Source organism: Mesoflavibacter sp. (assembly GCF_964226795.1).
In the GTDB taxonomy this organism is placed as follows: domain Bacteria; phylum Bacteroidota; class Bacteroidia; order Flavobacteriales; family Flavobacteriaceae; genus Mesoflavibacter; species Mesoflavibacter zeaxanthinifaciens.
Genome location: NZ_CAXQQP010000010.1, coordinates 34,802 through 61,142, shown reverse-complemented (window position 1 = coordinate 61,142; position 26,341 = coordinate 34,802). Strand labels below are relative to the sequence as shown.

At 30.8% G+C, this 26,341-nt stretch carries 30 protein-coding genes; 15 read left to right on the top strand and 15 right to left on the bottom strand.

The features are described 5' to 3' along the window. Positions 1 to 44: 44 nt before the first annotated feature. The 5 genes from ACEQT4_RS09280 to ACEQT4_RS09260 form a co-directional block, all read right to left on the bottom strand. Positions 45 to 275, bottom strand: a complete 231-nt coding sequence (locus ACEQT4_RS09280; RefSeq protein WP_370227153.1) for a VF530 family DNA-binding protein — start codon at positions 273 to 275, stop codon at positions 45 to 47. Then, positions 275 to 490, bottom strand: a complete 216-nt coding sequence (locus tag ACEQT4_RS09275) for a DUF6500 family protein (RefSeq protein ID WP_027880377.1) — start codon at positions 488 to 490, stop codon at positions 275 to 277. The genes ACEQT4_RS09280 and ACEQT4_RS09275 overlap by 1 nt, the downstream gene beginning before the upstream one ends. Continuing rightward, complete coding sequence (locus ACEQT4_RS09270) at positions 491 to 1,786, bottom strand: DEAD/DEAH box helicase (RefSeq protein WP_106678856.1); 1,296 nt, start codon at positions 1,784 to 1,786, stop codon at positions 491 to 493. It abuts the gene before it with no gap. 123 nt (positions 1,787 to 1,909) lie between these two features. Then, positions 1,910 to 2,368 (bottom strand): hypothetical protein, encoded by a 459-nt coding sequence (locus ACEQT4_RS09265; RefSeq protein WP_370227151.1) that lies wholly within the window; start codon positions 2,366 to 2,368, stop codon positions 1,910 to 1,912. Between the two features lie 51 nt (positions 2,369 to 2,419). Continuing rightward, on the bottom strand, positions 2,420 to 3,088 hold the full coding sequence (locus ACEQT4_RS09260) for a uracil-DNA glycosylase family protein (protein WP_370227148.1): 669 nt from the start codon (positions 3,086 to 3,088) through the stop codon (positions 2,420 to 2,422). 63 nt (positions 3,089 to 3,151) lie between these two features. On the opposite strand from ACEQT4_RS09260, the gene ACEQT4_RS09255 reads away from it, so the two are divergent. Further along, complete coding sequence (locus tag ACEQT4_RS09255) at positions 3,152 to 3,283, top strand: 30S ribosomal protein THX (protein ID WP_370227146.1); 132 nt, start codon at positions 3,152 to 3,154, stop codon at positions 3,281 to 3,283. Here the strand turns inward: ACEQT4_RS09255 and ACEQT4_RS09250 are convergent. From ACEQT4_RS09250 to ACEQT4_RS09235, 4 genes are all read right to left on the bottom strand, one after another. Next, complete coding sequence (locus tag ACEQT4_RS09250; protein WP_370227144.1) at positions 3,280 to 3,618, bottom strand: hypothetical protein; 339 nt, start codon at positions 3,616 to 3,618, stop codon at positions 3,280 to 3,282. The two genes, ACEQT4_RS09255 and ACEQT4_RS09250, sit on opposite strands and share 4 nt — an antisense overlap. Then, on the bottom strand, positions 3,575 to 4,333 hold the full coding sequence (gene yaaA / locus ACEQT4_RS09245) for a peroxide stress protein YaaA (RefSeq protein ID WP_370227141.1): 759 nt from the start codon (positions 4,331 to 4,333) through the stop codon (positions 3,575 to 3,577). The genes ACEQT4_RS09250 and yaaA overlap by 44 nt, the downstream gene beginning before the upstream one ends. 221 nt (positions 4,334 to 4,554) lie before the next feature. After that, a complete protein-coding gene (locus tag ACEQT4_RS09240) occupies positions 4,555 to 5,598 on the bottom strand; it encodes an RluA family pseudouridine synthase (RefSeq protein ID WP_370227139.1) in 1,044 nt (347 codons plus the stop codon). 2 nt (positions 5,599 to 5,600) lie between these two features. Then, positions 5,601 to 6,164: a PASTA domain-containing protein gene (locus ACEQT4_RS09235; protein ID WP_336070715.1), complete on the bottom strand. Its 564-nt coding sequence runs from the start codon at positions 6,162 to 6,164 to the stop codon at positions 5,601 to 5,603. A 136-nt stretch (positions 6,165 to 6,300) separates the two neighbouring features. Between ACEQT4_RS09235 and ACEQT4_RS09230 the strand changes: the two genes are divergently transcribed. Both ACEQT4_RS09230 and coaD read left to right on the top strand, forming a co-directional pair. Then, positions 6,301 to 7,275, top strand: coding sequence for a D-alanine--D-alanine ligase (locus tag ACEQT4_RS09230; RefSeq protein ID WP_027880370.1), 975 nt, complete (start codon positions 6,301 to 6,303; stop codon positions 7,273 to 7,275). A 13-nt stretch (positions 7,276 to 7,288) separates the two neighbouring features. Continuing rightward, positions 7,289 to 7,744 (top strand): pantetheine-phosphate adenylyltransferase, encoded by a 456-nt coding sequence (coaD, locus tag ACEQT4_RS09225; protein WP_027880369.1) that lies wholly within the window; start codon positions 7,289 to 7,291, stop codon positions 7,742 to 7,744. Positions 7,745 to 7,776: 32 nt separating this feature from the next. On the opposite strand, the gene ACEQT4_RS09220 is transcribed toward coaD, so the two are convergent. Beyond that, positions 7,777 to 9,438 (bottom strand): SulP family inorganic anion transporter, encoded by a 1,662-nt coding sequence (locus ACEQT4_RS09220; RefSeq protein WP_370227135.1) that lies wholly within the window; start codon positions 9,436 to 9,438, stop codon positions 7,777 to 7,779. A gap of 96 nt (positions 9,439 to 9,534) precedes the next feature. Between ACEQT4_RS09220 and ACEQT4_RS09215 the strand changes: the two genes are divergently transcribed. After that, the gene (locus ACEQT4_RS09215) at positions 9,535 to 11,271 is read left to right on the top strand and encodes a M14 family metallopeptidase (protein WP_370227133.1); all 1,737 of its coding nucleotides are present in this window, start codon (positions 9,535 to 9,537) and stop codon (positions 11,269 to 11,271) included. Positions 11,272 to 11,324: 53 nt separating this feature from the next. Here the strand turns inward: ACEQT4_RS09215 and ACEQT4_RS09210 are convergent, their stop codons facing one another. Together ACEQT4_RS09210 and ACEQT4_RS09205 are read right to left on the bottom strand one after the other, a co-directional pair. Beyond that, positions 11,325 to 13,613 carry a T9SS type A sorting domain-containing protein gene (locus ACEQT4_RS09210; RefSeq protein WP_370227131.1) on the bottom strand — a complete coding sequence of 763 codons (2,289 nt, stop codon included), beginning with the start codon at positions 13,611 to 13,613 and terminating at the stop codon, positions 11,325 to 11,327. A gap of 229 nt (positions 13,614 to 13,842) precedes the next feature. After that, positions 13,843 to 14,424, bottom strand: coding sequence for an NUDIX hydrolase (locus ACEQT4_RS09205; protein ID WP_370227128.1), 582 nt, complete (start codon positions 14,422 to 14,424; stop codon positions 13,843 to 13,845). A gap of 105 nt (positions 14,425 to 14,529) precedes the next feature. Between ACEQT4_RS09205 and pyrE the strand changes: the two genes are divergently transcribed. Both pyrE and ACEQT4_RS09195 read left to right on the top strand, forming a co-directional pair. Next, positions 14,530 to 15,174, top strand: a complete 645-nt coding sequence (gene pyrE, locus ACEQT4_RS09200; protein ID WP_027880364.1) for an orotate phosphoribosyltransferase — start codon at positions 14,530 to 14,532, stop codon at positions 15,172 to 15,174. Positions 15,175 to 15,209: 35 nt separating this feature from the next. Next, complete coding sequence (locus ACEQT4_RS09195) at positions 15,210 to 15,617, top strand: SRPBCC family protein (protein ID WP_027880363.1); 408 nt, start codon at positions 15,210 to 15,212, stop codon at positions 15,615 to 15,617. On the opposite strand, the gene ACEQT4_RS09190 is transcribed toward ACEQT4_RS09195, so the two are convergent. Beyond that, the gene (locus ACEQT4_RS09190) at positions 15,601 to 16,329 is read right to left on the bottom strand and encodes a biotin--[acetyl-CoA-carboxylase] ligase (protein ID WP_370227124.1); all 729 of its coding nucleotides are present in this window, start codon (positions 16,327 to 16,329) and stop codon (positions 15,601 to 15,603) included. The genes ACEQT4_RS09195 and ACEQT4_RS09190 overlap by 17 nt on opposite strands. A 94-nt stretch (positions 16,330 to 16,423) precedes the next feature. Between ACEQT4_RS09190 and rsfS the strand changes: the two genes are divergently transcribed. The 7 genes from rsfS to ACEQT4_RS09155 all read left to right on the top strand — a co-directional run bounded on the left by rsfS (position 16,424) and on the right by ACEQT4_RS09155 (position 21,583). After that, entirely contained in the window at positions 16,424 to 16,795 is a 372-nt protein-coding gene (gene rsfS, locus ACEQT4_RS09185) for a ribosome silencing factor (protein WP_027880361.1), read from the top strand. 9 nt (positions 16,796 to 16,804) lie between these two features. Further along, positions 16,805 to 18,769: an ATP-dependent zinc metalloprotease FtsH gene (gene ftsH / locus ACEQT4_RS09180; protein ID WP_370227121.1), complete on the top strand. Its 1,965-nt coding sequence runs from the start codon at positions 16,805 to 16,807 to the stop codon at positions 18,767 to 18,769. A gap of 114 nt (positions 18,770 to 18,883) precedes the next feature. After that, positions 18,884 to 19,492, top strand: a complete 609-nt coding sequence (locus tag ACEQT4_RS09175; RefSeq protein WP_370227119.1) for an LUD domain-containing protein — start codon at positions 18,884 to 18,886, stop codon at positions 19,490 to 19,492. Positions 19,493 to 19,496: 4 nt separating this feature from the next. Beyond that, positions 19,497 to 20,321 (top strand): phosphatidate cytidylyltransferase, encoded by an 825-nt coding sequence (locus tag ACEQT4_RS09170; RefSeq protein ID WP_027880358.1) that lies wholly within the window; start codon positions 19,497 to 19,499, stop codon positions 20,319 to 20,321. After that, positions 20,311 to 20,961 carry a phosphatidylserine decarboxylase family protein gene (locus ACEQT4_RS09165; RefSeq protein ID WP_027880357.1) on the top strand — a complete coding sequence of 217 codons (651 nt, stop codon included), beginning with the start codon at positions 20,311 to 20,313 and terminating at the stop codon, positions 20,959 to 20,961. The genes ACEQT4_RS09170 and ACEQT4_RS09165 overlap by 11 nt, the downstream gene beginning before the upstream one ends. A 1-nt stretch (position 20,962) precedes the next feature. Further along, on the top strand, positions 20,963 to 21,229 hold the full coding sequence (locus ACEQT4_RS09160) for an acyl-CoA-binding protein (protein WP_027880356.1): 267 nt from the start codon (positions 20,963 to 20,965) through the stop codon (positions 21,227 to 21,229). A 6-nt stretch (positions 21,230 to 21,235) separates the two neighbouring features. Further along, entirely contained in the window at positions 21,236 to 21,583 is a 348-nt protein-coding gene (locus ACEQT4_RS09155) for an SdpI family protein (RefSeq protein WP_370227115.1), read from the top strand. Here the strand turns inward: ACEQT4_RS09155 and pafA are convergent. Next, complete coding sequence (gene pafA, locus ACEQT4_RS09150; RefSeq protein ID WP_370227113.1) at positions 21,580 to 23,244, bottom strand: alkaline phosphatase PafA; 1,665 nt, start codon at positions 23,242 to 23,244, stop codon at positions 21,580 to 21,582. The genes ACEQT4_RS09155 and pafA overlap by 4 nt on opposite strands. Before the next feature lie 109 nt (positions 23,245 to 23,353). Between pafA and ACEQT4_RS09145 the strand changes: the two genes are divergently transcribed. Together ACEQT4_RS09145 and ACEQT4_RS09140 are read left to right on the top strand one after the other, a co-directional pair. Further along, positions 23,354 to 24,091, top strand: coding sequence for an ABC transporter permease (locus tag ACEQT4_RS09145; RefSeq protein ID WP_027880353.1), 738 nt, complete (start codon positions 23,354 to 23,356; stop codon positions 24,089 to 24,091). Then, positions 24,091 to 24,858 (top strand): ABC transporter ATP-binding protein, encoded by a 768-nt coding sequence (locus ACEQT4_RS09140; RefSeq protein ID WP_027880352.1) that lies wholly within the window; start codon positions 24,091 to 24,093, stop codon positions 24,856 to 24,858. Before ACEQT4_RS09145 ends, ACEQT4_RS09140 begins: the two co-directional genes overlap by 1 nt. On the opposite strand, the gene ACEQT4_RS09135 is transcribed toward ACEQT4_RS09140, so the two are convergent. Continuing rightward, positions 24,855 to 26,333 (bottom strand): DUF389 domain-containing protein, encoded by a 1,479-nt coding sequence (locus tag ACEQT4_RS09135; protein WP_027880351.1) that lies wholly within the window; start codon positions 26,331 to 26,333, stop codon positions 24,855 to 24,857. The two genes, ACEQT4_RS09140 and ACEQT4_RS09135, sit on opposite strands and share 4 nt — an antisense overlap. Positions 26,334 to 26,341 lie beyond the last annotated feature (8 nt).

Genomic DNA, 26,341 nt, shown 5'->3' with positions numbered 1-26,341 from the left:
GTTTTACTACAGCTATTTTATAATTACCAATTTCTTGCTTGTATTTATTTAGGATTATTATGCTTTAAATAATTTAAATACATCGCTTCTACTTTTGCTCTTGCCCAAGGTGTACGACGCAAAAACTTTAAACTAGATTTAATTGAAGGATTGCTAATAAAGCAATTGATCTTAATAACATGTCCCATGTATTCCCAACCATAATGTGCTTGTAAGTCGGTTACAATTTTTTCTAGTTTTATACCGTGTAATGGGTTATTTGGTTGACTTTCCATTAGATATTTTCTACTAATTCTTTTATTTTAATAGCCTTTTCAAAATGATCTAATTTATGAGTTTTAATCCACCAAGTAGCTGCTTCCATCAACAATTCTGGATTATCATTTTTATTTTTAAAAAACGCATAAAATGAAACACCAACATTTTCACCTTTTGTTTTAATTTTCTGGTCACAAACTTTAATAATCTTTTCTTTTAAAACAGGCGTCATTTAGTTGTTATTTTTTCTATTAGAATTTCTGTTTTTATTACGATTTCTTTGTCTTCTTCCTGAGTTTGAAGTTGTGCTTTTTCTTTCGCCTTTAGGCTTATTAGAATTATTGCTTTTTGATCTTCTATTTTGTCCTGGTCTAATCGGAGCAGTAGACGCATTTGGATCTGGCTCAAAACCTTCTAAAATCTCGACTGGTAACTTTTCGCCTATTAATTTTTCAATATCTTTTAAAAATGTAGTTTCGTCTGCACTTACTAGGCTAATAGCTTGCCCATCTGCTCCTGCTCTACCTGTACGACCAATACGGTGTACGTAATCTTCTGAAATATTAGGGATTTCAAAATTTATTACATGAGGTAATAACGGTATATCTAAACCACGCGCAGCAATATCTGTTGCAACAAGCACATTAATACTTCCGCTTTTAAAGCCTTCTAAAGCTTTGGTACGCGCGCCTTGACTTTTATTTCCGTGGATTGCTGCTGCTTTTATACCAACTTGATCCATTTTTTTACACAATTTATTGGCGCCATGTTTGGTTCTTGTAAATACTAAAACTTGCTTCCAGTTTCCATCTTTAATTAGTTTGATAACCAAGCCTGTTTTTTTACCTTTTGCAACACGATATACTTTTTGCGAAATAGCCTCTACAGTTGTATTTTCTGGAGTTGCTTCAACTTGAATAGGATTGTTTAAAATTCCGTTAGCCAGTTTTTTAATGTCTTTAGAAAATGTTGCCGAAAACATCAGGTTTTGACGTTTGTCTGGCATAAATTTCATGACACGTTCAATATCTCTTAAAAAACCCATATCTAACATTCGGTCCGCTTCATCTAGAACAAAAATTTCTACACGTTTTATAGACAATTCATTTTGATTAATTAGATCTAGTAATCGTCCTGGTGTAGCGACCAAAACGTCTACACCTTTTCTAATTGTGGCTATTTGTGGTTTTTGGTTGACTCCACCAAAAATTACTGCGCTACGCAAATTTAAAAACTCGCTATATTCCTTTACATTGGTATAGACTTGAGCTGCAAGCTCTCTAGTTGGCGTTAAAATTAACGCACGAATAGGTCTAAACTTCTTTTTAGGGTTTTCTGATAAAATGTGCAGTAATGGTAATGTAAAACCTGCAGTTTTACCTGTTCCTGTTTGTGCAGAAGCCAATACATCATTACCATCTAAAACTGGTGGTATCGCTTTTAATTGTATTGGACTTGGTGTTGTGTATCCTTTTTTACTAATTGCTTTTAGTAAAGGTTGAGATAAACCTAAAGATTGAAATGACATAAATAATGTTTGTGAGATAAACACTATTTTTTTAGGTTACCTCTTTAATTAGCTGCGAATGTACGGCTAATTAATGGTTTTTTAGTTTTATCGCTGCTGTTTATATTATAAATCATTTTTGACTTAATTATTTTTTGCTCCAATTGAATAAAAGATATAAGCATAAACACATTTAGATTTATTTTCTAAAAAATCTGCAACTTCTTTTTCCAATTCTGCTTCATTTTCTTTGAAGCTGTCTTTTTTTGTAAACTTTTCAAGTTCTACACAAACATCAATATCAGCAATAGATTGATCAAAATTTTGGAGTATTTTAGCATCACTCATTATCTCTTCAGATTCTTCTGGATGTTCTTCAATGTATGTTGTAAATCGTTTTTGAGCCTCTTCACTTCCTAATGCTTCTATGTTTCTCATCATACGTTTAATTTCTGGATGCATATCGTCCATTAAAGTATTTATACAATCACACATTAAATTACCAAATTTTTCTGCATCAGAAACATTAGAATCTGTTTGTGCTTGCAAAGAAAAATTAGTCAATAAAACACTTAATAACAGTAGAAGAATAGATTTTTTCATAAAAAATTGGTTTGGATAGACTTCTAAAGTAGTACTTTTATTTAGATAGTACTAAAAAAATTCTTGATACTGTAACACTCTAAAATCAAATGTGTTGAATTTTGAATTTTTAGCTTTAAGTTGTTTATAAAGCGGATTGCTACCTATTGCTCGATTAGCGCTACCTGAAGATGAGGTTAGAGATACTGTTTTAATAACTCTATTTTCTGAATTAGTATTTGGTAATTCAAATTGATGAATTCTTGGTATTTCATTAGAGACTAATTCTAATTTTATATTGTAATCTTTTATATGTTTTCTAAAGAAATACTCTGGTCCATTTCTACTGTTTCCTCCTGTAAAAAGTATGGTTTCAATATTAGAAAATCGTTTAATGTAATCTATAACATCTCTTAATTTAACATTAAACATTCCTAAATCTGAAGCGTCTATTTTTTCTCGTTCGCAACTATCTACAATATCACAAACGCCTATTTTGTGTTTGATTAAAAAATCTTTTCGCTGGTCTATAGCTTCTTGAGAATTATCAAATCTTAAGTTTAGATTATGTATTTTATCAATATACAACCAAAGTGAATTGTAATAACTACCATAACAAAAATCTACATCTTTTTCCAACAAATCGCCTGTACTGAATCTTGGTGGTGGTAATGTCCCTACAATCAGTTTTTTAGTATCTTTTTTTATGAATGGCGGATATGGATGATGATGTTTAAACACAATATAGTCTTGGATTTGGTTTATATTTTTTGTATGTTAAGTGTAGAAAAATACAATTAAAATATGGGAAAAGGAGATAAAAAATCTAAACATGGTAAAATACACAGAGGAACTTTTGGTGTTAGACGACCAAAAATAAAAAAACGTGTAAGACCAGAAACTAAAATTAATGTAGATAAAAAGGCAAAAGCTTAAATTTTAAACTTTTGCCCTATTTTTTTTCCTACTACATATGCACCAAATACTGCTAGCAGTAATATTGTAATATTAAGAAAGACATATAAACCATATAAAAATATATTGTCTTGAGAGTTAAAACAGTATGTTTCTGTAAAGCAAACTTCTACTCTATCTTCATATAAAAATGGTAATAAATAACTTATTGCAAGTACTATAATTACTGCCCAAAACAAATAAGTTATATTTTTACTTTTTGCAGGTTTACCTGTTGGTTTAAAAATATTGCGTTCTTGTTCTGTTCGCTTATTATCTTGTAAAGACCAAGTGATTTTCTTCTGAGAGTTTTCCATCAAACTGATAGTTGTCGTAATTAAACTTCTTTAAATCATCTATAGTTTTTGCATTTGTATCGATGATATATCTTGCCATTAAACCACGTGCTTCTTTGGCATAAAATGAAATGATTTTAAGCTTACCGTTTTTAAATTCTTTAAACGTAATGTCTATTACAGGTACTTTTAATGCTTTTTTATCTATTGCTTTAAAATACTCGTTAGACGCAAGGTTAACAAACAACTCGTCGTCTTCTAACTCTTCATTTAAAGAATTTACGATATCTTTTTTCCAGAATTGATATAAATTATCTTTTGTGCCTACCTTTAACTTTGTTCCCATTTCTAAACGGTAAGGTTGTATTAAATCTAATGGTTTTAAAACACCGTAAAGTCCGGATAAAATTCTAACCGTATCTTGTGCAAGTTCAAGTTTATCTTTAGGTATAGTGTAAGCATCTAACCCTTTATATACATCTCCATTAAAAGCATACATTGCTGGTCTAGCGTTATCGTCTGTAAATGGTACTGTAAACTCTTGATTACGTTGGTAATTTAAATCTGCTAACTTATCACTTATACTCATTAGCTTTGATAAAGACTTTGGGCTTTTTGATTTTAGTGCTTTATTTAACTTTAAAGATTGCTCTAAAAATTGTGGCTGAGTGGTTTTATTTGTTGGCAATTGGGTTTCAAAATCTAATGACTTTGCTGGTGATAATACTAGTTTCATAAATCTATCTTTTTCTGATACTAAATTACAAATTGTTATTGCGTTATAAAAGCTGAATATATAGTAATTTACAATAGAACTATTCGGTTTTATTATTGGGTTTGAGTAAGCGCGTTAGCGATAGTAACGACATCCTTTTTTTGCTGCTTATACTTTAAGGTTAAGCTTTAAACATTTGCAAAAAAAGATATAGTGAATAGCGCGACCCTTGTGGTAACGCCCTAATTATTATCTATGTGTTTGGAGTAACCTTTCCATTTTTCTATACAATCTTGCATGTCTTGTGGTATTGGCGTGTCAAAACTCATAAATTCGTTTTTTGTTGGATGCATAAATCCTAAGGTTTTGGCATGTAAGGCTTGACGTGGCAATACTTTAAAACAGTTCTCTACAAATTGTTTGTATTTGGTAAAGGTTGTACCTTTTAAGATTAGATTTCCGCCGTAACGCTCATCATTAAATAAGGTATGTCCTATATGCTTCATGTGTACGCGTATTTGGTGCGTACGTCCGGTTTCTAATTTGCAGCTTACTAGTGTAACATAACCTAAACGCTCTATAACTTTGTAGTGCGTTACTGCTGGTTTTCCTTTATCGGCTTCATCGTCCAAGAATACGGTATTTTGTAATCGGTTTTTTGGATGTCTTCCTATGTTACCTTCTATTGTACCTTGGTCTTCTTCTATGTTTCCCCAAACTATTGCAACATACTCACGCTCGCTAGTTTTGGCTTTAAATTGAGCAGTAAGATGCGCCATAGCGTGTTCGGTTTTTGCAACCACCAACAATCCTGATGTATCTTTATCTATACGATGAACTAATCCTGGTCTCTCACTTGAATTGTTTGGTAAATTATCAAAATGAAAAATTAGTGCGTTAATTAATGTTCCGGAATAATTACCATGTCCTGGATGTACAACCATGCCTGCTGGTTTGTTAACGACTAATAATTGATCGTCTTCATAAACGATGTCTAATGGAATATCTTCTGCAACCAATAAGTTTTCATGTGGCGGATGTTGAAATAATACGCGTACCTGATCATTTGGTTTTACCTTGTAATTGGATTTTACTGGTGTACCATTTACAAAGATGCTTCCGTTTTTTGCGGCGTCTTGTATTTTGTTTCGGGTAGCGTTTTCTACTTTATTCATTAACCATTTATCGATACGTAAAGGCGATTGTCCTTTATCTGCGGTAAATGAATAATGCTCGTAAAGATCGTCGTTATCTTCTTCTGGTAATTCTGGTGTATAGTCGTCCATAATTAATTACTTGTTGAACGATTACCATTACCTAAAACTAAATCTATTGAAGCTGTTTTTGGCAATTTTGTTCCTGGTTCTAAAACGTCTCCTTTATAACGCATACCTAAAACCATATCTTTAGCAATATTGTCTATGTAAGTCTTTTTTCCTACTTTAAAGCCTAAAGCTTCTAAGGTTGGTTTTGCTTGTCTAAATGTACGTTGTCTTAAATCTGGTACTGCTACTTTACGATACCCAGAAGGATTTAAGGTAATGTAAATTTTACGGTTTTCTTTAACTTGAGCATTTGGTTTTGGGTCTTGTTCTATTACTGCAAATTTCGGGTAGTTTGGATTAAAATTAGCAGAGTCTTGAATTTGCATTACCAAATTATTTTGTTCTAACTCCATCTTAGCTACCTCAATAGATTTTCCTGTTAAGTCAGGTACAGTCTCAAATGTACCGTGATTTGTCGTCACGTTTAACCATTTAAGCAACAAAAAAACAATTACTACAACTGCTATAATAGCAATTATAATTTGCTTTAAAAATTCTTTACTTTTTATAAAACCAATAAAACTCATTTAGTAAAATTTATGTAGACAAATATATAAAAACAAAAAGGTTTTCCTTCGGATTAAAATAAATGATATTTTTACACAACGAATATTTTTTAGGATTATTGAAAACCTTAGAGTATTTCGATATAATTTAGACTAAATGAAAAAAAATATAGCCATTATTATGGGCGGATATTCTAGCGAATATCAAATCTCATTAAAAAGCGGAAACGTAGTTTACAACACGCTTGATAAAGAAAAGTTTAATGCGTATCGCATTCATATTTTTAAAGATAAATGGGTTTATGTAGACGAAGACGATAGTGAATACCCAATTGATAAAAACGACTTTTCTTTCACTAAAGACAATACAAAAATCACGTTTGATTGTGTTTTTAACGCTATACATGGTAGTCCCGGAGAAGATGGCTTTATGCAAGGTTATTTTAACTTACTAGACATTAAGCACACTAGTTGCAGTATGTACCAAGCTGCGATAACTTTTAATAAACGTGATTGTTTAAGTATTTTAAAACCTTACGGAATTTTAACTGCAGAAAGCTATTTTTTAAATACTGGCGACACTATTAATGAAGACGAAATTATTAGTAAAGTTGGCTTACCTTGTTTTGTAAAGGCTAACAAAGCAGGTAGTAGCTTTGGAATTACCAAAGTGCATAAAAAAGAAGATTTACAGCACGCAATTGAAGTTGCTTTTAAAGAAGATGACGAAATTATTATCGAATCTTTTTTAGATGGAACCGAAGTATCGGTTGGTGTTATTACCTATAAAGGAGACACCAAAGTCTTACCAATAACAGAAATTGTTAGCGAAAATGACTTTTTTGATTACGAAGCTAAATACTTAGGTAAATCTCAAGAAATTACACCTGCTAGAATTACAAAAGAACAAGAAGAAATTGTTACGAAAACCGCTAAGAAGGTTTATGAGGTTTTAAAAATGAAAGGTTTTTCTAGAAGTGAATTTATATTTAAAAACAATCAACCGCATCTACTAGAAGTAAATACAGTACCTGGATTAACTAACGAAAGTATTTTACCTCAACAAGCTGCTGCTGCAGGTATTAGTTTACAAGAATTATTCACAAATGCTATTGAAGAAGCTTTAAAATAACTAACTTTAAAATATGAGACGCGCACTTTTTCCTGGATCTTTTGATCCAATTACTAATGGACATTACGATATAATCAAACGTGGTATTAAGTTATTTGATGAAGTAGTTGTTGCTATTGGTGTAAACTCTTCAAAAAAATATATGTTTTCTTTAGAAGAAAGAAAGCAATTTATTGAAGAGGCTTTTAAAGACGAACCCAAAATAAAAGTAGTTACTTATAAAGGACTTACAGTTGATTTTTGCAAAGAAATTGAAGCTGATTTTATTTTAAGAGGCTTACGTAATCCAGCAGATTTTGAATTTGAAAAAGCTATCGCACATACAAACCGTAAATTATCTACCATAGAAACAGTATTCTTACTAACTGCAGCTAGAACAAGTTTTATATCGTCTTCTATTGTTAGAGACGTCATTAAAAATAACGGAGATTATACCAAACTAGTACCTAAAAGTGTACGAGTAAAATAAAAAAGCTGAAGTTTAAACTTCAGCTTTTTTATTTAAAATTTATATTCCGATAAAGGTTTAGGAAATTTCTCTGGATCTTCTGCTAAATGATATCTTGGATCATCAATAGCTTCGACTACAACTTCTCTAAATTTTGGACTTGCCTTATACATCAATATTTTACAATCTTCACTAAGGTGTTTTAATCTAATTTGTTTGCCTTCTGCTTCATACTTTTCAACTAAATTAAAAATAGCTTCTAAAGCAGAATGGTCACTAATTCTTGACTCTACAAAGTCAATTTCAACTTTTTCTGGATCGTTTTTGACGTCAAATTTTTCATTAAATGCAGAGATACTTCCAAAAAATAATGGTCCCCAAATTTCGTAAACTTTAGTTCCGTCGGCTTTCATTCTTTTTCTGGCTCTAATTCGCTTTGCATTTTCCCAAGCAAAAGCTAATGCCGAAATGATTACACCAATAAATACTGCTACTGCTAGATCTACAAAAACAGTTACTAAAGACACAGTGATTAAAACAAACGCATCAGATTTAGGTATTTTCTTTAATATTCTAAAACTTGACCATGCAAATGTTTCAATAACCATCATAAACATGACACCAACTAATGCTGCAATTGGCACCATTTCTATTAACTTATCTGCAAATAGAACAAATGACAATAATGTAAGCGCCATCATTATGCCTGACAATCTTCCTCTACCACCTGAATTAATATTAATTACAGTTTGACCAATCATACCGCAACCACCAGTTGCACCAAATAAACCAGAAACAATATTTCCTGCGCCTTGTGCAATACACTCTCTATTACCATTACCTCTAGTTTCAGTTAATTCGTCTACAAGATTCATAGTCATTAAAGTTTCTATTAATCCAACAGAAGCTGCTAAAAATGCAGGTAATGCTATAAATTTTAATGTATCTAGATTGAATGGTAATTTTTCCCACAACTCCATATTTGGAGTCGGAAATTCTCCTTTTAATCCAGTTCCGCCACCTTCAATTATATAAGAACCAACAGTTGGTACATCAATATTAAAACCAATTACTATTAAGCTAGTTACAATTATTGCTGTTAATGCAGCTGGTAATTTTTTAGTAAGCTTTGGAAGTGACCAAATAATTCCCATTGTTAATAATACTAAAGCTATCATAGTATACAGTTCTGTTCCATCCATAAAAGTGCTAACATATCGTTTAACACCTTCATCAGAAACTTGTAAACTCTTATGGCTAAACATTTTTACTTGAGCTATAAAAATAACGATAGAAAGTCCGTTTACAAATCCCATCATTACAGGATGAGGTATTAGTCTTACAAATTTTCCTAATTTAAAAACACCTGCAAATATTTGTATTAAACCCATTAAGACGACACAAGCCATAAGGTAGAAAAAACCCATATTTTCTATAGGTGTATCCATTAACATTCCTTTAGTGTGTCCTTCTGCAATCATAGATACAAATATTACAGCAACAGCTCCTGCCGCACCAGAAATTAATCCTGGTCTACCACCAAAAATTGCAGTAATTAAACCTATAATAAATGCACCAGATAGTGCCATTAACGGATCTATTTGGGCAACAAAAGCAAATGCAACTACTTCTGGTATCATTGCTAAAGAAACTGTAATACCTGCTAATACATCATCTTTAGCATTAGGAACTATTTTTCTAATAAACTCTGTCATTGTCTTGGCTTTTAAGCTTGCAAAAGTACATCTAATTACAAAAAACACAAGCCTATATACTATATTTGTAGTAATTAGATTTAAATAATCGCTTTTATGAAAAAAATCGCTCTGCTTTTTTTAGTTGGTTTTATTTATTTTTCTTGTGAAGAAGATAAAACACCAAATTTCACTACTGTTTTTGAAACCTCTAATGGAACTAAAACTCCGACTTACAACGAAGTTATTGAGTTTTATAAACAATTAGCCGATAGTTACTCAAAAGTCCATATTCAAGCAATTGGTGAAACTGATAGCGGAGAACCATTACACCTTGTTACATTAAATCCTGATAGTAATTTTAATTTTGAAAGTATAAAAAAAGACAAGCGTATCATTTTAATCAATAATGGTATACATCCAGGAGAATCTGATGGTATTGATGCTACCATGCTTTTATTTAGAGATCTTGTACAAGGTAAAATAAAAATGCCTAAAAATGTGGTATTAGCAACAATACCTATTTACAATATTGGAGGTAGCTTAAACAGAAACAGCACTACAAGAACCAACCAAAACGGACCAGAAGAATATGGTTTTAGAGGTAATGCTCGTAATTTTGATTTAAATAGAGATTTTATAAAAGCAGATAGTAAAAATGCAAAAGCTTTTGCTAAAATTTTTCATTTAGTAAAACCTGATGTTTTTATTGACAATCATGTTAGTAATGGTGCAGACTACCAATATACACTTACTCATTTATTTACACAACACAACAAATTAAATGGAGAGTTAGGCAAGTATTTACACAATACTATTCAACCAGAATTAGAGCAGCGACTAGCTAAAAAAAATTGGGATATTACTCCATACGTTAATGTATTTAATAGTGTACCAGAAAAAGGCTTTTCTCAATTTATGGATTACCCAAGATACTCAACAGGATACACTACACTTTTTAACACCTTAGGTATGATGGTAGAAACCCATATGTTAAAGCCTTACAAACCACGTGTAGAAGGTACTTACGAGTTAATGAAAACCATGATTGAAATTGTAAACACAGAAGCAAAAAACATAAAAAAACTAAGAAAAGAAGCTTTTAATAAAACTTACACTAATAATCTATATCCTTTAGATTGGAAAATAGACACAACAAAACAAACTACATTAAAGTTTAAAGGTTATGAAGGCAAAATGATTACTAGTAAAATTACTGGTTTACAACGTTTAAAATATAATCGCAATCTACCTTTTACAAAGGATGTTACTTACATGAATTATTTTAAACCAACTACAAAAGTAAAAATACCTAAAGCATACATCATCCCTAAAGGTTGGTGGCCAATTTTAGAGCGCTTAAAAATGAATAACATTGAAATGAAGCCTTTACAAAATGATAGCATTATTTCTGTTGAAAGTTATAAAATTAAAAAATTTAATACACGACAAACACCATACGAAGGACATTACCAACATTACAACACTACCGTTACTTCTACTATAGATAATATCACTTTTAAAAAAGGAGATCTTTTAGTTGAAACTGATCAATATGGAATGAGGTATTTAATTGAAACCTTAGAACCTTCTGCTCCAGATTCATTTTTTAATTGGAACTTTTTTGATACCATTCTTCAGCAAAAAGAAGGTTTTTCTCCTTATGTTTGGGAAGATAAAGCGTTAGAATTTTTAAACCAAAACCCAGAGATTAAGCGTCAATTTGATTCTATTAAATCTAAAAACGAGAGCTTTGCTAATAATTGGTATACGCAATTAGACTGGATACACAAACACAGTCCTAATTACGAAAATGCACATTTACAGTATCCTATTTACAGGATTTTAAAATAAAAAAAGCCGCTACAAAGTGTAGCGGCTTTTTAATTAGTAATCTAAATTGAATCTTATTTTCTTACTACTATTTTCTTAGATATTGTTCTAAACCCAGATTTTAGTTTGATAATATACAATCCATTAACCAATTGGTTTAAGTTTACAGTATTTGCTTTATTAGCAACATTACCTTTCATAACTTGTTTTCCATTTAAATCTGTAATTGTAAATTCAAAAATTTCACCTTCGTTAAATACTAAATCTACTGTTAAATAATCAACAACAGGATTTGGATAAAGTTTAACAGCATTGGTCAATGCCTCTTCCTCTTCTACTTTTGCTACAACTAATTGCTGCAGTGCTCTGTTAGTTGAGTTACTAACTTGGTCTTTTTTAGATTTATCTTCTGTTGCTGTTTGTGCTGCTCTTTGATCTACTCCTCCAGGAATAATTACAATTTGTGATCCAGTATTAGCTATATCTGCACAAATATTATTGTTATTAATTACATTTTGAACATCAGCTATCGTGTCTGTACCTAAATTAATACTTGATAAGTCAAATGTTAAAGGATCGTATACAAACATGTGTACATTGTATGGTCCATTTAAATACGGAAGCGTTAACGTTAAATTTTCACTAACTGAATATATGGTTTGATTATCTATTGATGCTAAAACTGAACCTAAGTTATAACCAGAAGGAACTGTATTATCATCGTTAGGTGTTATATTAATATTAAAAGTATTTCCTAAAGGTATTACAATAACATCCAAACTAGGAATTCCTGTACCTGCTAAAACTTCACAAGCTTGCTCTAGTAATGTAAATTGTATAGTTTGTTCTTCACATAAAATTAAAGAGTTATCATTATTATCTCCACAATTGTTATTAGAATAACTACTTGCTGATTGAGAGTAAAGCTTTGCGGTTAATTGAAAATTACCTAGACCTAAATTCCACGAAGCTGCACCAGCTGGATAAGTATATGGAGTAACACTTTCAGTTATTGAAAATGTTTGATTTGTATCAAGATTAGTAACCTCTAATTGCACATTTTCTACTTCTCCGCTAGTTAAAGTATTAATGTAAAAATCTGTTGGTATATCTTCAATATAATAAGATTGACCATCTACTATATTATTAGAGTTTACACCATCTGTAAATGCAAAACCATCTATGCTTCCACAAACAGCTGAGTCTGTAAGTGTAAAAGTATAAGTGTATTTGTCACAAAATACCGTTGTTTGACTATTACTACCACAATTATTACCATAATAACTAATTGTTGTAGTATATAGTTTTGCGGTTATTTTAAAGTTTCCTGTGCCTAAATTCCAAGAGCTTCCCGTACTTGGATAAGTGTAAGGCGCTACACTTTCTGTAATACCAGTTGTTGTATTGGTGTCTAAATTAGTTACATAATATTTTACTTTACTTACATCTCCTTCTATAGCAGAATCTATATAAAAGTTAGCAGGTAAATCTTGTATGTTATAAGATTGACCATCATTTAACGCTACAGAGTCGTCTCCATTTGTAAAATTTAAAGCAGTAAGTTCTCCACAAGATACAGTATTGTTTAAGGTAAAATAAATAGATTCTTGATCACATACAGTAGATTGACAATAGTCATAAATATAAACCTTAGATGTTAACTTAAAATTACCGTAACCGTAATTCCAAACAGATCCACCACCTGGTATTGTATATGGTTCATAGTTTTCTCCAACATAAAAAGTTTGATTTGTATCTAAATTTTTAAGTATTAGTTTAACACTTTCTGAATTACCTGTAACAACAGACTCTACAAAAAAGTTTGTTGGTAAATCACTAACTTCATATGAGTTTCCATTTACAATATCTGTAGATGTTACTCCGTTTGTAAACGTAAATCCATCTACTTGTCCACAAGAAGAAGCGTTTGTTATTGTAAATTGTACAGTTTCTGTATCACAAGTCCATCCGCCACAATAATTATATTTGTAAAGTTTAGCCTTAAGTTTAAATACACCTGTACCATAATTCCAAGCACTTCCGCCTCCAGGAAAGGTATAAGGCTCATAATTTTCTGTAAGATTGTAAGTAGCTCCTGTACTTAAGTTTTGTAAATAAAACTTTGCACTTTGTGAGTAACCACCAACAATTAACTGTATATAAAAGTTATTTGGTAGTTCGTTAATACTGTAAGTCCCGTAATTATTAATCATCACAGAACTATTTCCGCTTTTAAATTTAAAGCCATCAATATGACCACACCATGTATCGTCATTTGCAAAAGATGTTATTGAAATAAAAAGGGAGAAAAGGGAAACTAAAAATAACTTTTTAGTTAATGGATTAAGTAATTTTTTACTCATAATTTGTTGGTTTATAGCATTTACATAATTATGAGTAAATTTAGATTACCGAAATCTCTTACAGAAAATTAATAGGTTAAAAGCAACAAAAATCTATTAACGGATTAAAGCATTTTTTACAAGTTTAAATGCTCAAAAACATCTTTTAAATACACATAAATCAGGTGTAAGTCGTAAAAAATCAGTCAAAACAAGCTTAATTAACAAAGACCAACTAAACAATCGGTACTTAAAACAGCAATTTTATATTGGCATAAGAGTTTTCTAAAGCCTCTTTCGCTTGCTTTTCATTTAACCATTCTACTCTTGTGATACCTTCATTTAATTGCGGATAAAGTTTACCATTAAAATCAGATTTCATCTTGTACCAATGTGTTATTTTTAACTTATGTTTTCCATTGCGTTTGTATATGTGATATGTAGTAGGAAGTTTATCTATAATTTCTAAATTTTTAACACCAGTTTCTTCTTCAACTTCTCTAATAGCAGTGTCTTCTATAGATTCTTTTTTTTCAGCTTTACCTTTAGGTAAATCCCATTTATCGTTTCTATATATAAATAAAATTTCGCCATTCTCATTATATACTTTTCCGCCACCAGCAACTACGTTAGGCAATTTCTTTTTAAAAGTTTTAAGCAATTTATCTTCAGAATGACCAATTAATCTAACCGAGTTTATTTTTTTCTTACTTAATGTCTTTAATACCACATTTAAGTCTGCATCTTTTAATAAAAAATTTTTAAAATCTGTTTCCTTCTCTACTATTGTTGTTAGGTAAATTGGCTTATTGTTTACAAATATGCACTGCATGGCTTAATTTAGATTTAGTAATGTAAAAATATAAAACTAATAGAATTCTAAATTTTATTTTAAAGTTATTTTCAATTCAAAAAATTTAATATGTAATTTTGCCTTATGATTATTGACAAACACATCGCTAGACAGACCGCAAAAGCATTATTACAAGTTAATGCTATTAAACTTCAACCTAAAGAGCCATTTACATGGGCATCTGGTTGGAAATCTCCAATTTATTGTGACAATAGAGTTGTTCTTTCTTTTCCTCCTATTAGAAATTATATTAGAGAAGAAATGGCTAAATTCTTAGAAGACCATTACGGAAAACCAGACGTAATTGCCGGTGTAGCTACTGGTGCAATTGGTATTGGTATGCTAGTTGCCGAGTATTTAGGAGTTCCTTTTATTTATGTTAGACCTGAAGCTAAATCACACGGAAGACAAAACCAAATTGAAGGCTATGTAGAAAGTGGTCAAAACGTAGTGGTTATTGAAGACTTAATTAGTACAGGAAAAAGTAGCTTAAATGCTGTAAAAGCTTTAAAAGAAGCTAAATTAAACGTAAAAGGTATGATTGCTATTTTTTCTTACGGATTCAATATCTCTAAAGAAAATTTTGAAAAAGAACACCTTACTTTACACACCTTAAGTAATTACGAACATTTACTGCAAGAAGCAGCTGCAACCAATTATATTTCTGAAAGTGAAATTGAAACTTTAAGTAAATGGAATGCCAATCCAAGCGATTGGAACGTTAATTGATTAAGTTAAAAATAGATTAACATACAAAACAAACTATGAAATTAGAATCTCCAAAAGTTACAGTAAATAAATCTGCTCAAGACACATTTAACTTTTTAAGCGATGTAAAAAATTTTGAAAATCTTATGCCAGAAAACATAAGCAAATTTGAAGTTTTAGATAACGATAAGTTTTTGTTTGCCTTAAAAGGTATGCCAGAAATTGTACTTAAAAAGAAAGAAACAACACCGCCTAACCAAATTGTTTTAGGTGCTGCTGGTGGTAAAATAGACTTTTCTTTAACAGGAAATATCTCTGAAATTGATGCAACAACTAGCGAAGTGCAATTAATTTTTGAAGGTCAGTTTAATGCTATGATGGCTATGATGATTAAAGGACCTATCAATAAGTTTATAGAAACATTGGCTAGCAACATGCCTAATGCTATTAATACAGTAGCTTAATTGTTTTTAAATCGAACGTTTTTAATATATTATCTTCTAATAAAACTTCTAGAAGACCTTCATTAGAAACTCCTTTAATAAAACCAGAAAATAAACCTTCTTCATTTTTAAATGTAGAAGGTTTATCTTTTCTAAACAAATAAGACTCGTAAGTTGTTTTGATAGTTTTAAATTGATTACTTTCAACTAAATCAAAAAGGGTTTCTAATTCTTTTAAAATAGATTGAAGTAATTCATCCAAATCATAAGATATACCTGTAACATTTAATAATGAAGACGCTTGAGGTAAATTAGAAAAATTAACTTGATTTACGTTTAAACCAATACCAACAACTGTAACTGCTACATTATTTTGTTTAATAACGTTTTCAATCAAAATACCACATATCTTTTTATTTGCTGACAAAATGTCGTTAGGCCATTTGACACTTAATTTTGGTAAATTTAATTTTTTTAGCGTATTAATTACAGCCAAACTAGCAACCATACTAATAACAAAATGTTGATCAAGTTTTAAATTATCAAACCTTTTAAACACACTAAAAGTGAGATTTTTAGTGTCTTGAGACGACCAAACAGTACCCATTTGACCACGACCTTTAGTTTGATGTTTAGCTACAACTACGGTAAAATCTTCTACATTGGTATCTATAGATAAACTTCGAAGAAACAAATTTGTAGAATCGATGGCATTAAGTTTGATTATACGCATATTAAATAGTTATCTTCGTATTATAAAATCTTATGATTTTTTTAAAGTATAAAGAACTTAAAAATAATAACTTTGCACAAATTAAATCTTATTAATGGCGAAAAAAGAATCTAACGCAGATCTACTTATAACCTCAATTATAGGCGGAATTGAAGATGTAAAAGGAAAAGAAATTAACATTCTCGATCTTAGAGAAATAGAAAACACTGTTTGTGATTACTTTGTTATCTGTGAAGGTACATCAAATACACAAGTTAACGCCATAGTTAATTCTATACAAAAAAAAGTAAGCAAAACATTACAAGACAAACCTTGGCATATAGAAGGCGAAGACAATGCAGAATGGGTTTTAATGGACTATGTTAACGTAGTTGTACACGTGTTTCAAAAACACATTAGAGAATATTATGATATAGAAAGTCTTTGGGGAGATGCCAAAGTAACAGCTATAAAAACAAATTATTAATAACAATACATGGCAAATAATAAAAATAAAAAAACAATACCTCCAAAAAAACCTAAGTTTAATCCTTACTGGATATACGCAGGTTTATTTTTATTCTTCATTGGTTTAAACTTTTTTGGAAGCGATGCTTTAAGCGGTGAAAATAAAACATCTCCAGCTCAATTTTTTCAATATTTAAAAGATGGAGACGTAGAAAGGGTAGATATTATAAAAAATACAAGAGTTGCTAAAGTTTACTTAACTAAAGAAGCAGAAGAAAAAGAAGTACACAAAAAATCTATACCAACTGCTTTATTTGGAGATTCTAACAACATACCTAATTATACTTTCGAATTTGGAGATCTTCAAAACTTTGAAAATGAGTTAAAAGAAATAAAAACAAACAACAGCATTTCTACATCTGTTGAATATAAAACCGAAACTAACCCTTGGGGCGAGTTATTATTTAGCTTACTTCCTTTTATTTTACTAATTGGAGTTTGGATTTTCATCATGAGACGTATGTCTTCTGGTGGCGGTGGCGGAGCTGGCGGACAGATCTTTAACATAGGAAAATCTAAAGCAAAACTATTTGACGAAAAAACAGATGTAAAAACATCATTTAAAGACGTTGCTGGTTTAGAAGGTGCAAAAGAAGAAGTTCAAGAAATTGTAGATTTCCTTAAAAACCCAGAAAAATATACATCCCTAGGTGGTAAAATTCCTAAAGGAGCATTATTAGTTGGTCCTCCAGGAACAGGTAAAACTTTACTTGCAAAAGCAGTAGCAGGAGAAGCACAAGTACCTTTTTTCTCGCTTTCTGGTTCTGACTTTGTAGAAATGTTTGTTGGTGTTGGTGCATCACGTGTACGTGACCTATTTAAGCAAGCTAAAGAAAAATCGCCTTCAATTATTTTTATTGATGAGATTGATGCTATTGGTCGTGCAAGAGGCAAAAACGCAATGTCTGGAAGTAATGACGAGCGTGAAAATACGCTTAACCAATTACTAACCGAAATGGATGGTTTTGGAACAAATACTAACGTAATTGTACTTGCAGCTACTAACCGTGCAGATATATTAGATAAAGCTTTAATGCGTGCAGGACGTTTTGACAGACAAATTTTTGTAGATCTTCCAGACGTTAGAGAGCGTAAAGAAATATTTGAAGTCCATTTAAGACCTCTAAAAAAAGCTGAAGGTTTAGACCTTGACTTTTTATCTAAACAAACACCAGGTTTTTCTGGTGCAGACATTGCTAACCTTTGTAATGAAGCAGCCTTAATTGCTGCTAGAAACAATAAAAAGGCAGTAGAAAAACAAGACTTTTTAGATGCTGTAGACAGAATTATTGGTGGTTTAGAAAAGAAAAATAAAATTGTTACACCAGAAGAAAAACGTGCAATTGCTTTTCATGAAGCAGGTCACGCTACTGTTAGTTGGATGCTAGAACATGCCGCACCATTGGTAAAAGTAACAATTGTACCACGTGGTAGATCTTTAGGTGCTGCATGGTATTTACCAGAAGAACGTTTAATCGTTAGACCAGAGCAAATGCTAGACGAAATGTGTGCCGCTCTTGGTGGTCGTGCTGCAGAGAAAGTTATTTTTGATAAAATATCTACTGGAGCTTTAAGTGACTTAGAAAAAGTTACAAAACAAGCTAGAGCAATGGTTACTGTTTATGGATTAAGCGACAAAGTAGGAAACTTAACCTACTACGATTCATCTGGTCAAAACGAATATGGATTCTCTAAACCATATAGTGAACAAACAGCAGAACTAATTGATAAAGAAATTTCAGATATTATAGAGACTCAATACCAAAGAGCTGTCAACCTTCTTGAAGAAAACAAAGATAAATTAACCGAGTTAGCCGAAGTTTTACTAGAAAAAGAAGTGATTTTTAAAGACAATTTAGAAAAGATATTTGGAGAAAGAAACTTTAAAAAAGAAGTTCAGCTTACAGATCAAAAATCTGAAGAAGAAGAGTAAACAGAACATATTTATAGTATTTAAACACAAAAAACTTAGATTATCTCTTTAGATAGTCTAAGTTTTTTTATATTTGATATAGTTCAAAAAAGAAAATTGATTATAGCAAAGTAAATGAGTCTTTTTAGAAAGTTATTTAGTTCTAAATCTGAAAAGAAAAAGGAAGACATAAAGTCTAATGAACGAGGCAAATACATGCCAAAAGTTGAGCTACCAATTGACGAAAGTTTTACTATAAACTTCAAAAAAAATGGTGGCAAATTTTTGTATTGCGACTCGTTAGACGAAGTGTACGATAACCTCAACAATATTATAATAGAAAACAGTTGGGAAGATCATAAAGCTTTTTTCTACGATAAAAACCTTGAAGACAAATTTAAAAGTGCTCAATTAAACGTTGGAGAAAACTTATCACAATGTACTTACTTTATCACAACTTGCGAAAACCTAATTGCAAATGATGGGTCTTTATTAGTAAGCTCTAATCAATTAGCAGAGAATAAACTAAATGAATTTCCTAATAATGTAATCGTTTTTGCTACTACAAGTCAAATAGTACCAACAATTAGTGAAGGGTTAAGAGAAATTAAAAGCAAAAACCCTAGTAAACTTCCAACAAACATCACTACGATTAAACATTTTAAGCTAGAAGAGGAAAAAGACTTTTTATCTTACGGAAGCAGCACAAAAAACTTATATTTGCTGTTGTTAGAAGATTTATAGTTTTATGAGCGAAACATTAACCAGAGGTCTATCTGGAATTTTATATATAACCCTGCTTATCCTTTCGTTATTTAACGAGCACGCATTTGTTATACTTTTTTACGTGTTTGGAATGATTTGTATGGCAGAGTTTTGTAAACTTATACAACTAAAAAGCTTATACCCATATATTATCTTTACAATAATGTATTTTATTTTTGGGTATTGGCAGTTTGTTATGAACTCTCATATAGGATTAGTAGAAGCTACTCAAATCCTTCAAGTCATTACTATTTTTGTTCAACTACTACTGATTAAAGATTTATTCTCTGAGAAAAAAATACCTTTATTTAGCTCAAAAAGATATATAATTACCACCTTTTATTTAGCAAGTGGTTTTGTGTTTTTAGTTTTAATAGGTAAACACGGAAAACTATTTAACCCAGTTCTTATATTAGGCTCTTTTATTTTAGTTTGGGTTAATGACACTTTTGCTTATCTAGTTGGTAAAAATTTTGGTAAACAAAAACTGTTTCCTAGCATTTCACCCAAAAAAACTGTCGAAGGATTTTTAGGAGGATTGTTTTTTGCAACCATTGCTAGTTATTTTATATTTAAATTTACAGACAGCCATTTAACTTTTACTAATTGGCTAATATTAAGTATTATTATAAGTGTTATAGGAACGCTTGGAGATTTAATAGAATCTAAAATAAAACGCCAAGCTAACGTTAAAGATAGCGGAGTTATAATGCCTGGTCATGGCGGTTTATTAGATCGTTTTGATAGTATTATATTTGCAGCTCCTTTTATTTATTTGTTTTTAAGAATTGTAAACTATGTTTCATAAAGAAGGTTTTAAAATTATAGCAATTACGTTTTTGTTTATTGCTATTTCTGCAGTTGTGGTAGACACATTTGTAATAGCGCTATGGCTTAAGTACGTATTATTTTTTACGCTATTTGTTTTCTTGTTTTTAATACTTCAATTTTTTAGAAATCCCAAAAGAAACACCATATTAAACGACAATACTGTTGTATCGCCCGTAGACGGTAAAGTGGTAGTAATAGAAGAGGTTTTTGAGCCAGAATACTTTAAAGAAAAAAGACTTCAAGTAAGTGTTTTTATGTCTCCTATTAACGTACATGTTACAAGATATCCTATTAGCGGAAAGGTAAACTTTAGCAAATATCATCCTGGTAAATACCTTGTAGCTTGGCATCCTAAAGCTAGTACAGAAAACGAACGTACTACAGTTGTCGTAGAAAATCCTATTTATGGAGAAGTTTTATACAGACAAATAGCCGGTGCTTTAGCAAAGCGTATCGTTAATTATGCTGTAGAAGGTGACGCTGCTGTGCAAGGTACAGACTCTGGTTTTATAAAATTTGGGTCAAGAGTAGATTTATTTTTACCTTTGGACACTAATATAAAGGTAGAATTAAACCAAAAAGTAAAAGGAGGCGAAAGTATTATTGCCGAAATTTAAGATGACTTCCGAAGAACTTGAAAAAGCCTTTCAAGAGGCTGTAGCACAAATCAATAAACATAAGGAACCTTTTCCTGCAGATTTCTTGTTACGTCTCTACGCTTATTATAAAAGAGCTACTAATGACTATGGAAGTCCGAGCAGCAAAAAGCAAATAATTAATGCTTTTAAGACTAATGCATTGTTTCAAACAAAAAATATTTCTGCAAACGAAGCTAAGCAGAAATACATTGACTTAGTTAACAACTATTTCTTATACAGAAAATAAAAAACTATGAATTTTCTTGTAGAAAACTTACTTTTTACAAGTTTTTTAAGCGGAATCATTTTTATAATTACAGGTTTTGTAATGTTCAAATTTCCGCCTAAAAACATCAATATGCTTTATGGATACAGAACAACTCGTTCTATGAAAAATCAAGAACAATGGGATTTTTCACAAAAATATTCAGCTAAACTTTTAATATTTTGCGGTGTATTTTTAATCTTGATAAGCAACATTTCATTATTAATTACAATAAACAATAAAGCCAAACTTTTTATTAGCTTAGCTTTAATATTTGGTTCTGTAATCTTTTTACTTTTTAAGACTGAAAACGAGCTTAAAAAACGTTTTCCTTAATTTTTTAAAACAAATTCTAGAGGTTTACCGGTCGCTCCGTTTGGAAACGTTATACCCAATAAAGCAGAAATTGTTGGTGCTATATCTGGTATAGTTGTATATGCAGTTGTGTGTCCTTTTGTAATACCATTACCATAAAAAATTAAAGGTACGTGTGTATCATAATTTAAAGGAGAACCATGTGTTGATCCTGTTTTGCTATACTGTATTACTGCTGGATCTAAAACAAATAAAATATCTCCAGATCGTTTTTGATTGTATCCATTTTGCAATAAATTTTCAATTCCTTTTGTGTATTGAGTATTACTCATTGAAGTCGCTGTATATGCTTTATATACTTGATCATAAGTAATTATCTGGTTTACTATTGCCTCTTGTACTACAACTAAATCTAAGCCTAATTGTTGTATTTTTTCTCTATCTAAAAATATTTGCTGATTACTAATATTTTTTAAGAAAGATGACACTTTGTGAGTTTCAATTGTAATATTGCCTACCTTTTCTTCAAAAGCTGCACCATCAAAATAACCTGCTGGTATTTTTACACTTTCTAAATACGCTGGTACATTAACTGCTCCGTGATCTGCCGTTAAAAAGACGGTGTAATTTTCTTTGCCCACTTTCGCGTCAAGCGTATTTAATAATTGTTCAATTTCTTTATCTAACCTTATATATGTGTCTTCTATTTCTTTACTATTTACACCAAAGTTATGCCCAATATAATCTGTGCTAGAATAACTTACTGTTAACACATCTGTATAATTATCTTTACCCAATTGCTCTCCTATTAAAGCTGCTATTGCAAAATCTGTTACAATACTATTTCCGTAAGGTGTTGCTTTAATAATATTATAGTTTCCGTTTGTTTTACTTAATGCTTTTAAATCATAAGGGAATGTTGCTGTGTCTTTTCCTCTAAATCCACCTTCAAAATCGTTTAAATCACTTCCACTTTCTGTATATGTTTCTATATCATATAAAGTATTCCATTCTGTTAAATATTTTTCGGCTGGATTTGTTGCGTTAAAATCTTTGACCCATTGTGGTAAAGTTTCAAAATAGTAACTACTTGAAATAAAATGACCTTGGTCTTTCCCATGAAACCAATATGCTGCATTTGCACTATGTCCTGCTGGCAAAATTGCGCCACGATCTTTTATAGATATGCCTATTGTTTTTCCATTCATTTGTGTAAACAACCTATTTTCATCTGCAAAAGTTGTAGTTTTCATTCTGTGTGGAGACATTTGTCCTGCTTTATCCATGGTCCCAACAGATTGCACAGTTGTATCTCCTGCACAATACACAAAACTATCACTAAACTTGTCGTACCAGTTATTAGCTATAATCCCGTGATTTTTTGGCGTTGTACCTGTATAAACAGATGCGTGTCCTGGACCTGTATAGGTTGGCACATAATTAAAGTGATTATTTTTACAATTAAAACCTTCGTTTATTAACCTTAAAAATCCACCATTTCCATATTTATTTTCAAATCTTGTTAAGTACTCATATCTCATTTGATCAACTACAATTCCTACCACTAGTTTTGTTTTTTCAGTAGGTTGAACATTAGTTTCTGTTGAAGTTGAAATAGCTTCTTTTTGAGATTGGCAAGCAAATAATAAAAATACAATGCAGATTGAAAGTAATGGTCTCATATAATTTAATAAATTTAGATTGCAAAAATACAGTTTTTAAGACATCTAATTTGAAATTAAGGTTAATAAGCTGTTAGAATTTTATATTTTAGCAGTAATAAAAATTGATATGTTATACCTTCATTATTTAGGCACTTACTTTTTGATGATTGCTGAAATGTTTAAAAAACCAACCAAATGGTCGGTTATGAAGCAATTAATCTTAAAAGAAATAGACGATTTAATTATTGGCTCTTTAGGTATAGTTGCTTTTATTTCGTTTTTTGTTGGAGGTGTTGTTACGATACAAACAGCTTTAAACATAGACAATCCATTAATCCCAAAAAACCTAGTTGGATTTGCCACAAGACAATCTATTATTTTAGAGTTTGCACCAACATTTATGTCGATTATTATGGCTGGTAAAGTTGGATCCTTTATTACTTCAAGCATAGGTACAATGCGTGTTACAGAACAAATAGACGCATTAGAAGTTATGGGTATAAACAGTTTAAATTATTTAGTATTTCCTAAGTTTATTTCGTTAATGCTTTACCCTTTTGTTATTTCTATTTCAATGTTTTTAGGTATTCTTGGCGGTCTTGCTGCTTGTGTATATGGCGGTTACGCAAGTATGGGCGATTATATAGAAGGTGTACAATTAGACTTTACTCCTTTTCATATGGCGTATGCGTTTATAAAAACATTAATCTTTGCTTTTATTTTAGCCACAGTACCGTCTTATCATGGTTATTATATGAAAGGAGGAGCTTTAGAAGTTGGTAAAGCTAGTACAACATCATTTGTATGGACTAGTGTTGTAATTATCGTACTAAACTATTTATTAACTCAGTTACTTTTAAGCTAATGATAGAGGTTAAAAATTTACATAAATCATTTGGCGATGCTCACATTCTAAAAGGAATTAACACCGCTTTTGAAAAAGGAAAAACAAACCTTATTATTGGTCAAAGTGGATCTGGTAAAACTGTATTTTTAAAATGTTTACTTGGGCTTTTCAACTATGAACAAGGAAGTATTGCTTATGATGGTAAAATATTTTCGAAATTAAGTGAAGACGAAAAGCGAGATATTAGAGCACAGATAGGAATGGTATTTCAAGGAAGTGCACTTTTTGATTCTATGACAATTGAAGAAAACGTAATGTTTCCTTTAAAAATGTTTACGAAACAAAGTAAAAGCGAAATGCAAGATCGTGTAGACTTTGTTTTAAAGCGAGTTAATCTAGCAGATGCACATAAAAAAATGCCTAGCGAAGCATCTGGAGGAATGCAAAAACGTGTTGCTATTGCACGCGCAATTGTAAATAAACCAAAGTATCTTTTTTGTGACGAACCTAACTCTGGATTAGACCCAAAAACATCTATAGTTATTGATGATTTAATTAAAGAAATTACCGAAGAGTATCAAATAACTACTGTTATTAACTCGCATGACATGAACTCGGTTATGCAAATTGGTGAAAAAATTGTCTTTTTAAAAAATGGTTATAAAGAATGGGAAGGTTCTCGTTATGATATTTTTAAAACAGACAATAAAGCTGTTACCGACTTTGTTTACTCTTCAGAGTTATTTAAAAAAGTGCGTCAAATGTATTTAGAAGAGCGTGGTTAATTTACTCTTCTAATTACTAGCGTATCTACATCTAGCTTAAATTTCAACCACTTATACAGTTTAGCTTTTTCCTTTTCTACTTGATTGTTATTGACTAAAGAATCATTCCATTTAACTTCAAAAACAGACAAGGTATCTATTGTTTTAAAGTTACTTTTTACAACTTTAGAGTAAGCTATTTCTTCAACATTTTCATAATTAATATTAATTTCTTCAGTAAGAGATTTAAACGGGATTTGATCTTTCTCTAACACTGATAATTGCCTTACTTTATTTTCTAAAATAGTTATTTTTTGTTGTTGTGTTAAAAGGTCTAAAGAATCACGCGTGCGTAACTCTTCCATATATTCTAAGTTATTAACCTGTCTATTTTTGGTTTGATTGATTAATAGTTTAGTATTATTTAAATAAGGATAATCTTTTAAGCGTTGTTCTAAAACTCTTATGGTCTCGTCAGAAATAACATCTGCACCAAAAGTAGTTAACTCTATATTAGAAACCCCAGAAGGCTTAAAGTTTGGTGTCGCATATTTTTTTATGTAATTGGCATTTGGTAATGCATCTAGCTCTTTATCTATAAATTGTTTAGCGTTAACTTCAAATTGACTTTCTTCTAAAACACTTAAAAATGTAAACATTGCAGGAATCATTACAATTATAGCTACTAAAGATGCTATTCTTGCAATACGTTTTCTTTTTGCAGAATTTGCATATTTAAGCATTGGAAAACGTAAAATTTTTAGCACTAAAAATGTAGCCAATGCAATAAATATGGTATTAATTGTAAATAAGTACATGGCTTGACCAAAGTATTTCCAATTAGCTTTTGCTAATCCATACCCTGCAGTACATAATGGAGGCATTAATGCGGTTGCAATAGCTACTCCAAAAATAACAGAAGCTATAGTTCCTCTTTTGGTACGTGCTATAATTAAAGCTAAACCACCAAAAAAGGCAATTAATACATCTCGAATATCAGGTTGCACACGACCTAAAAGCTCTGAAGTATCTTCACTTAAAGGGAAAAATCTAAAGAATAAAAAAGCTGTTAATAAACTTAGTACAATCATAATTGCTAAATTTATCAATGAGCGTTTTAAAGTATCTATATCATTAATTGCAATAGATAAACCAACACCTAAAATTGGTCCCATAAGTGGAGAGATTAACATGGCGCCAATAACTACAGCTGTACTATTTGCATTTAACCCTATAGAAGCCACAAATATTGAACACACTAAAATCCAGGCTGTTGCTCCTTTAAAAGGAATATCGTTTTTTATAGCCTCTATAGTAGCGTCTCGATCGGTATCTTCTCTAAAATCTAAAAGTTCTTGCAAAAAGGTTTTTATACTTTTAAACAAACCTTCTGCATCTTTTTTTACAGCTTCTTTTTTTTGGTCTACAGTTTCTTTTTGTTTGTCTTCTTCAGAGAAGTTAAACTTGTTTTCTTTAGGATTATTGGTTGTATTCATTCAGAAAT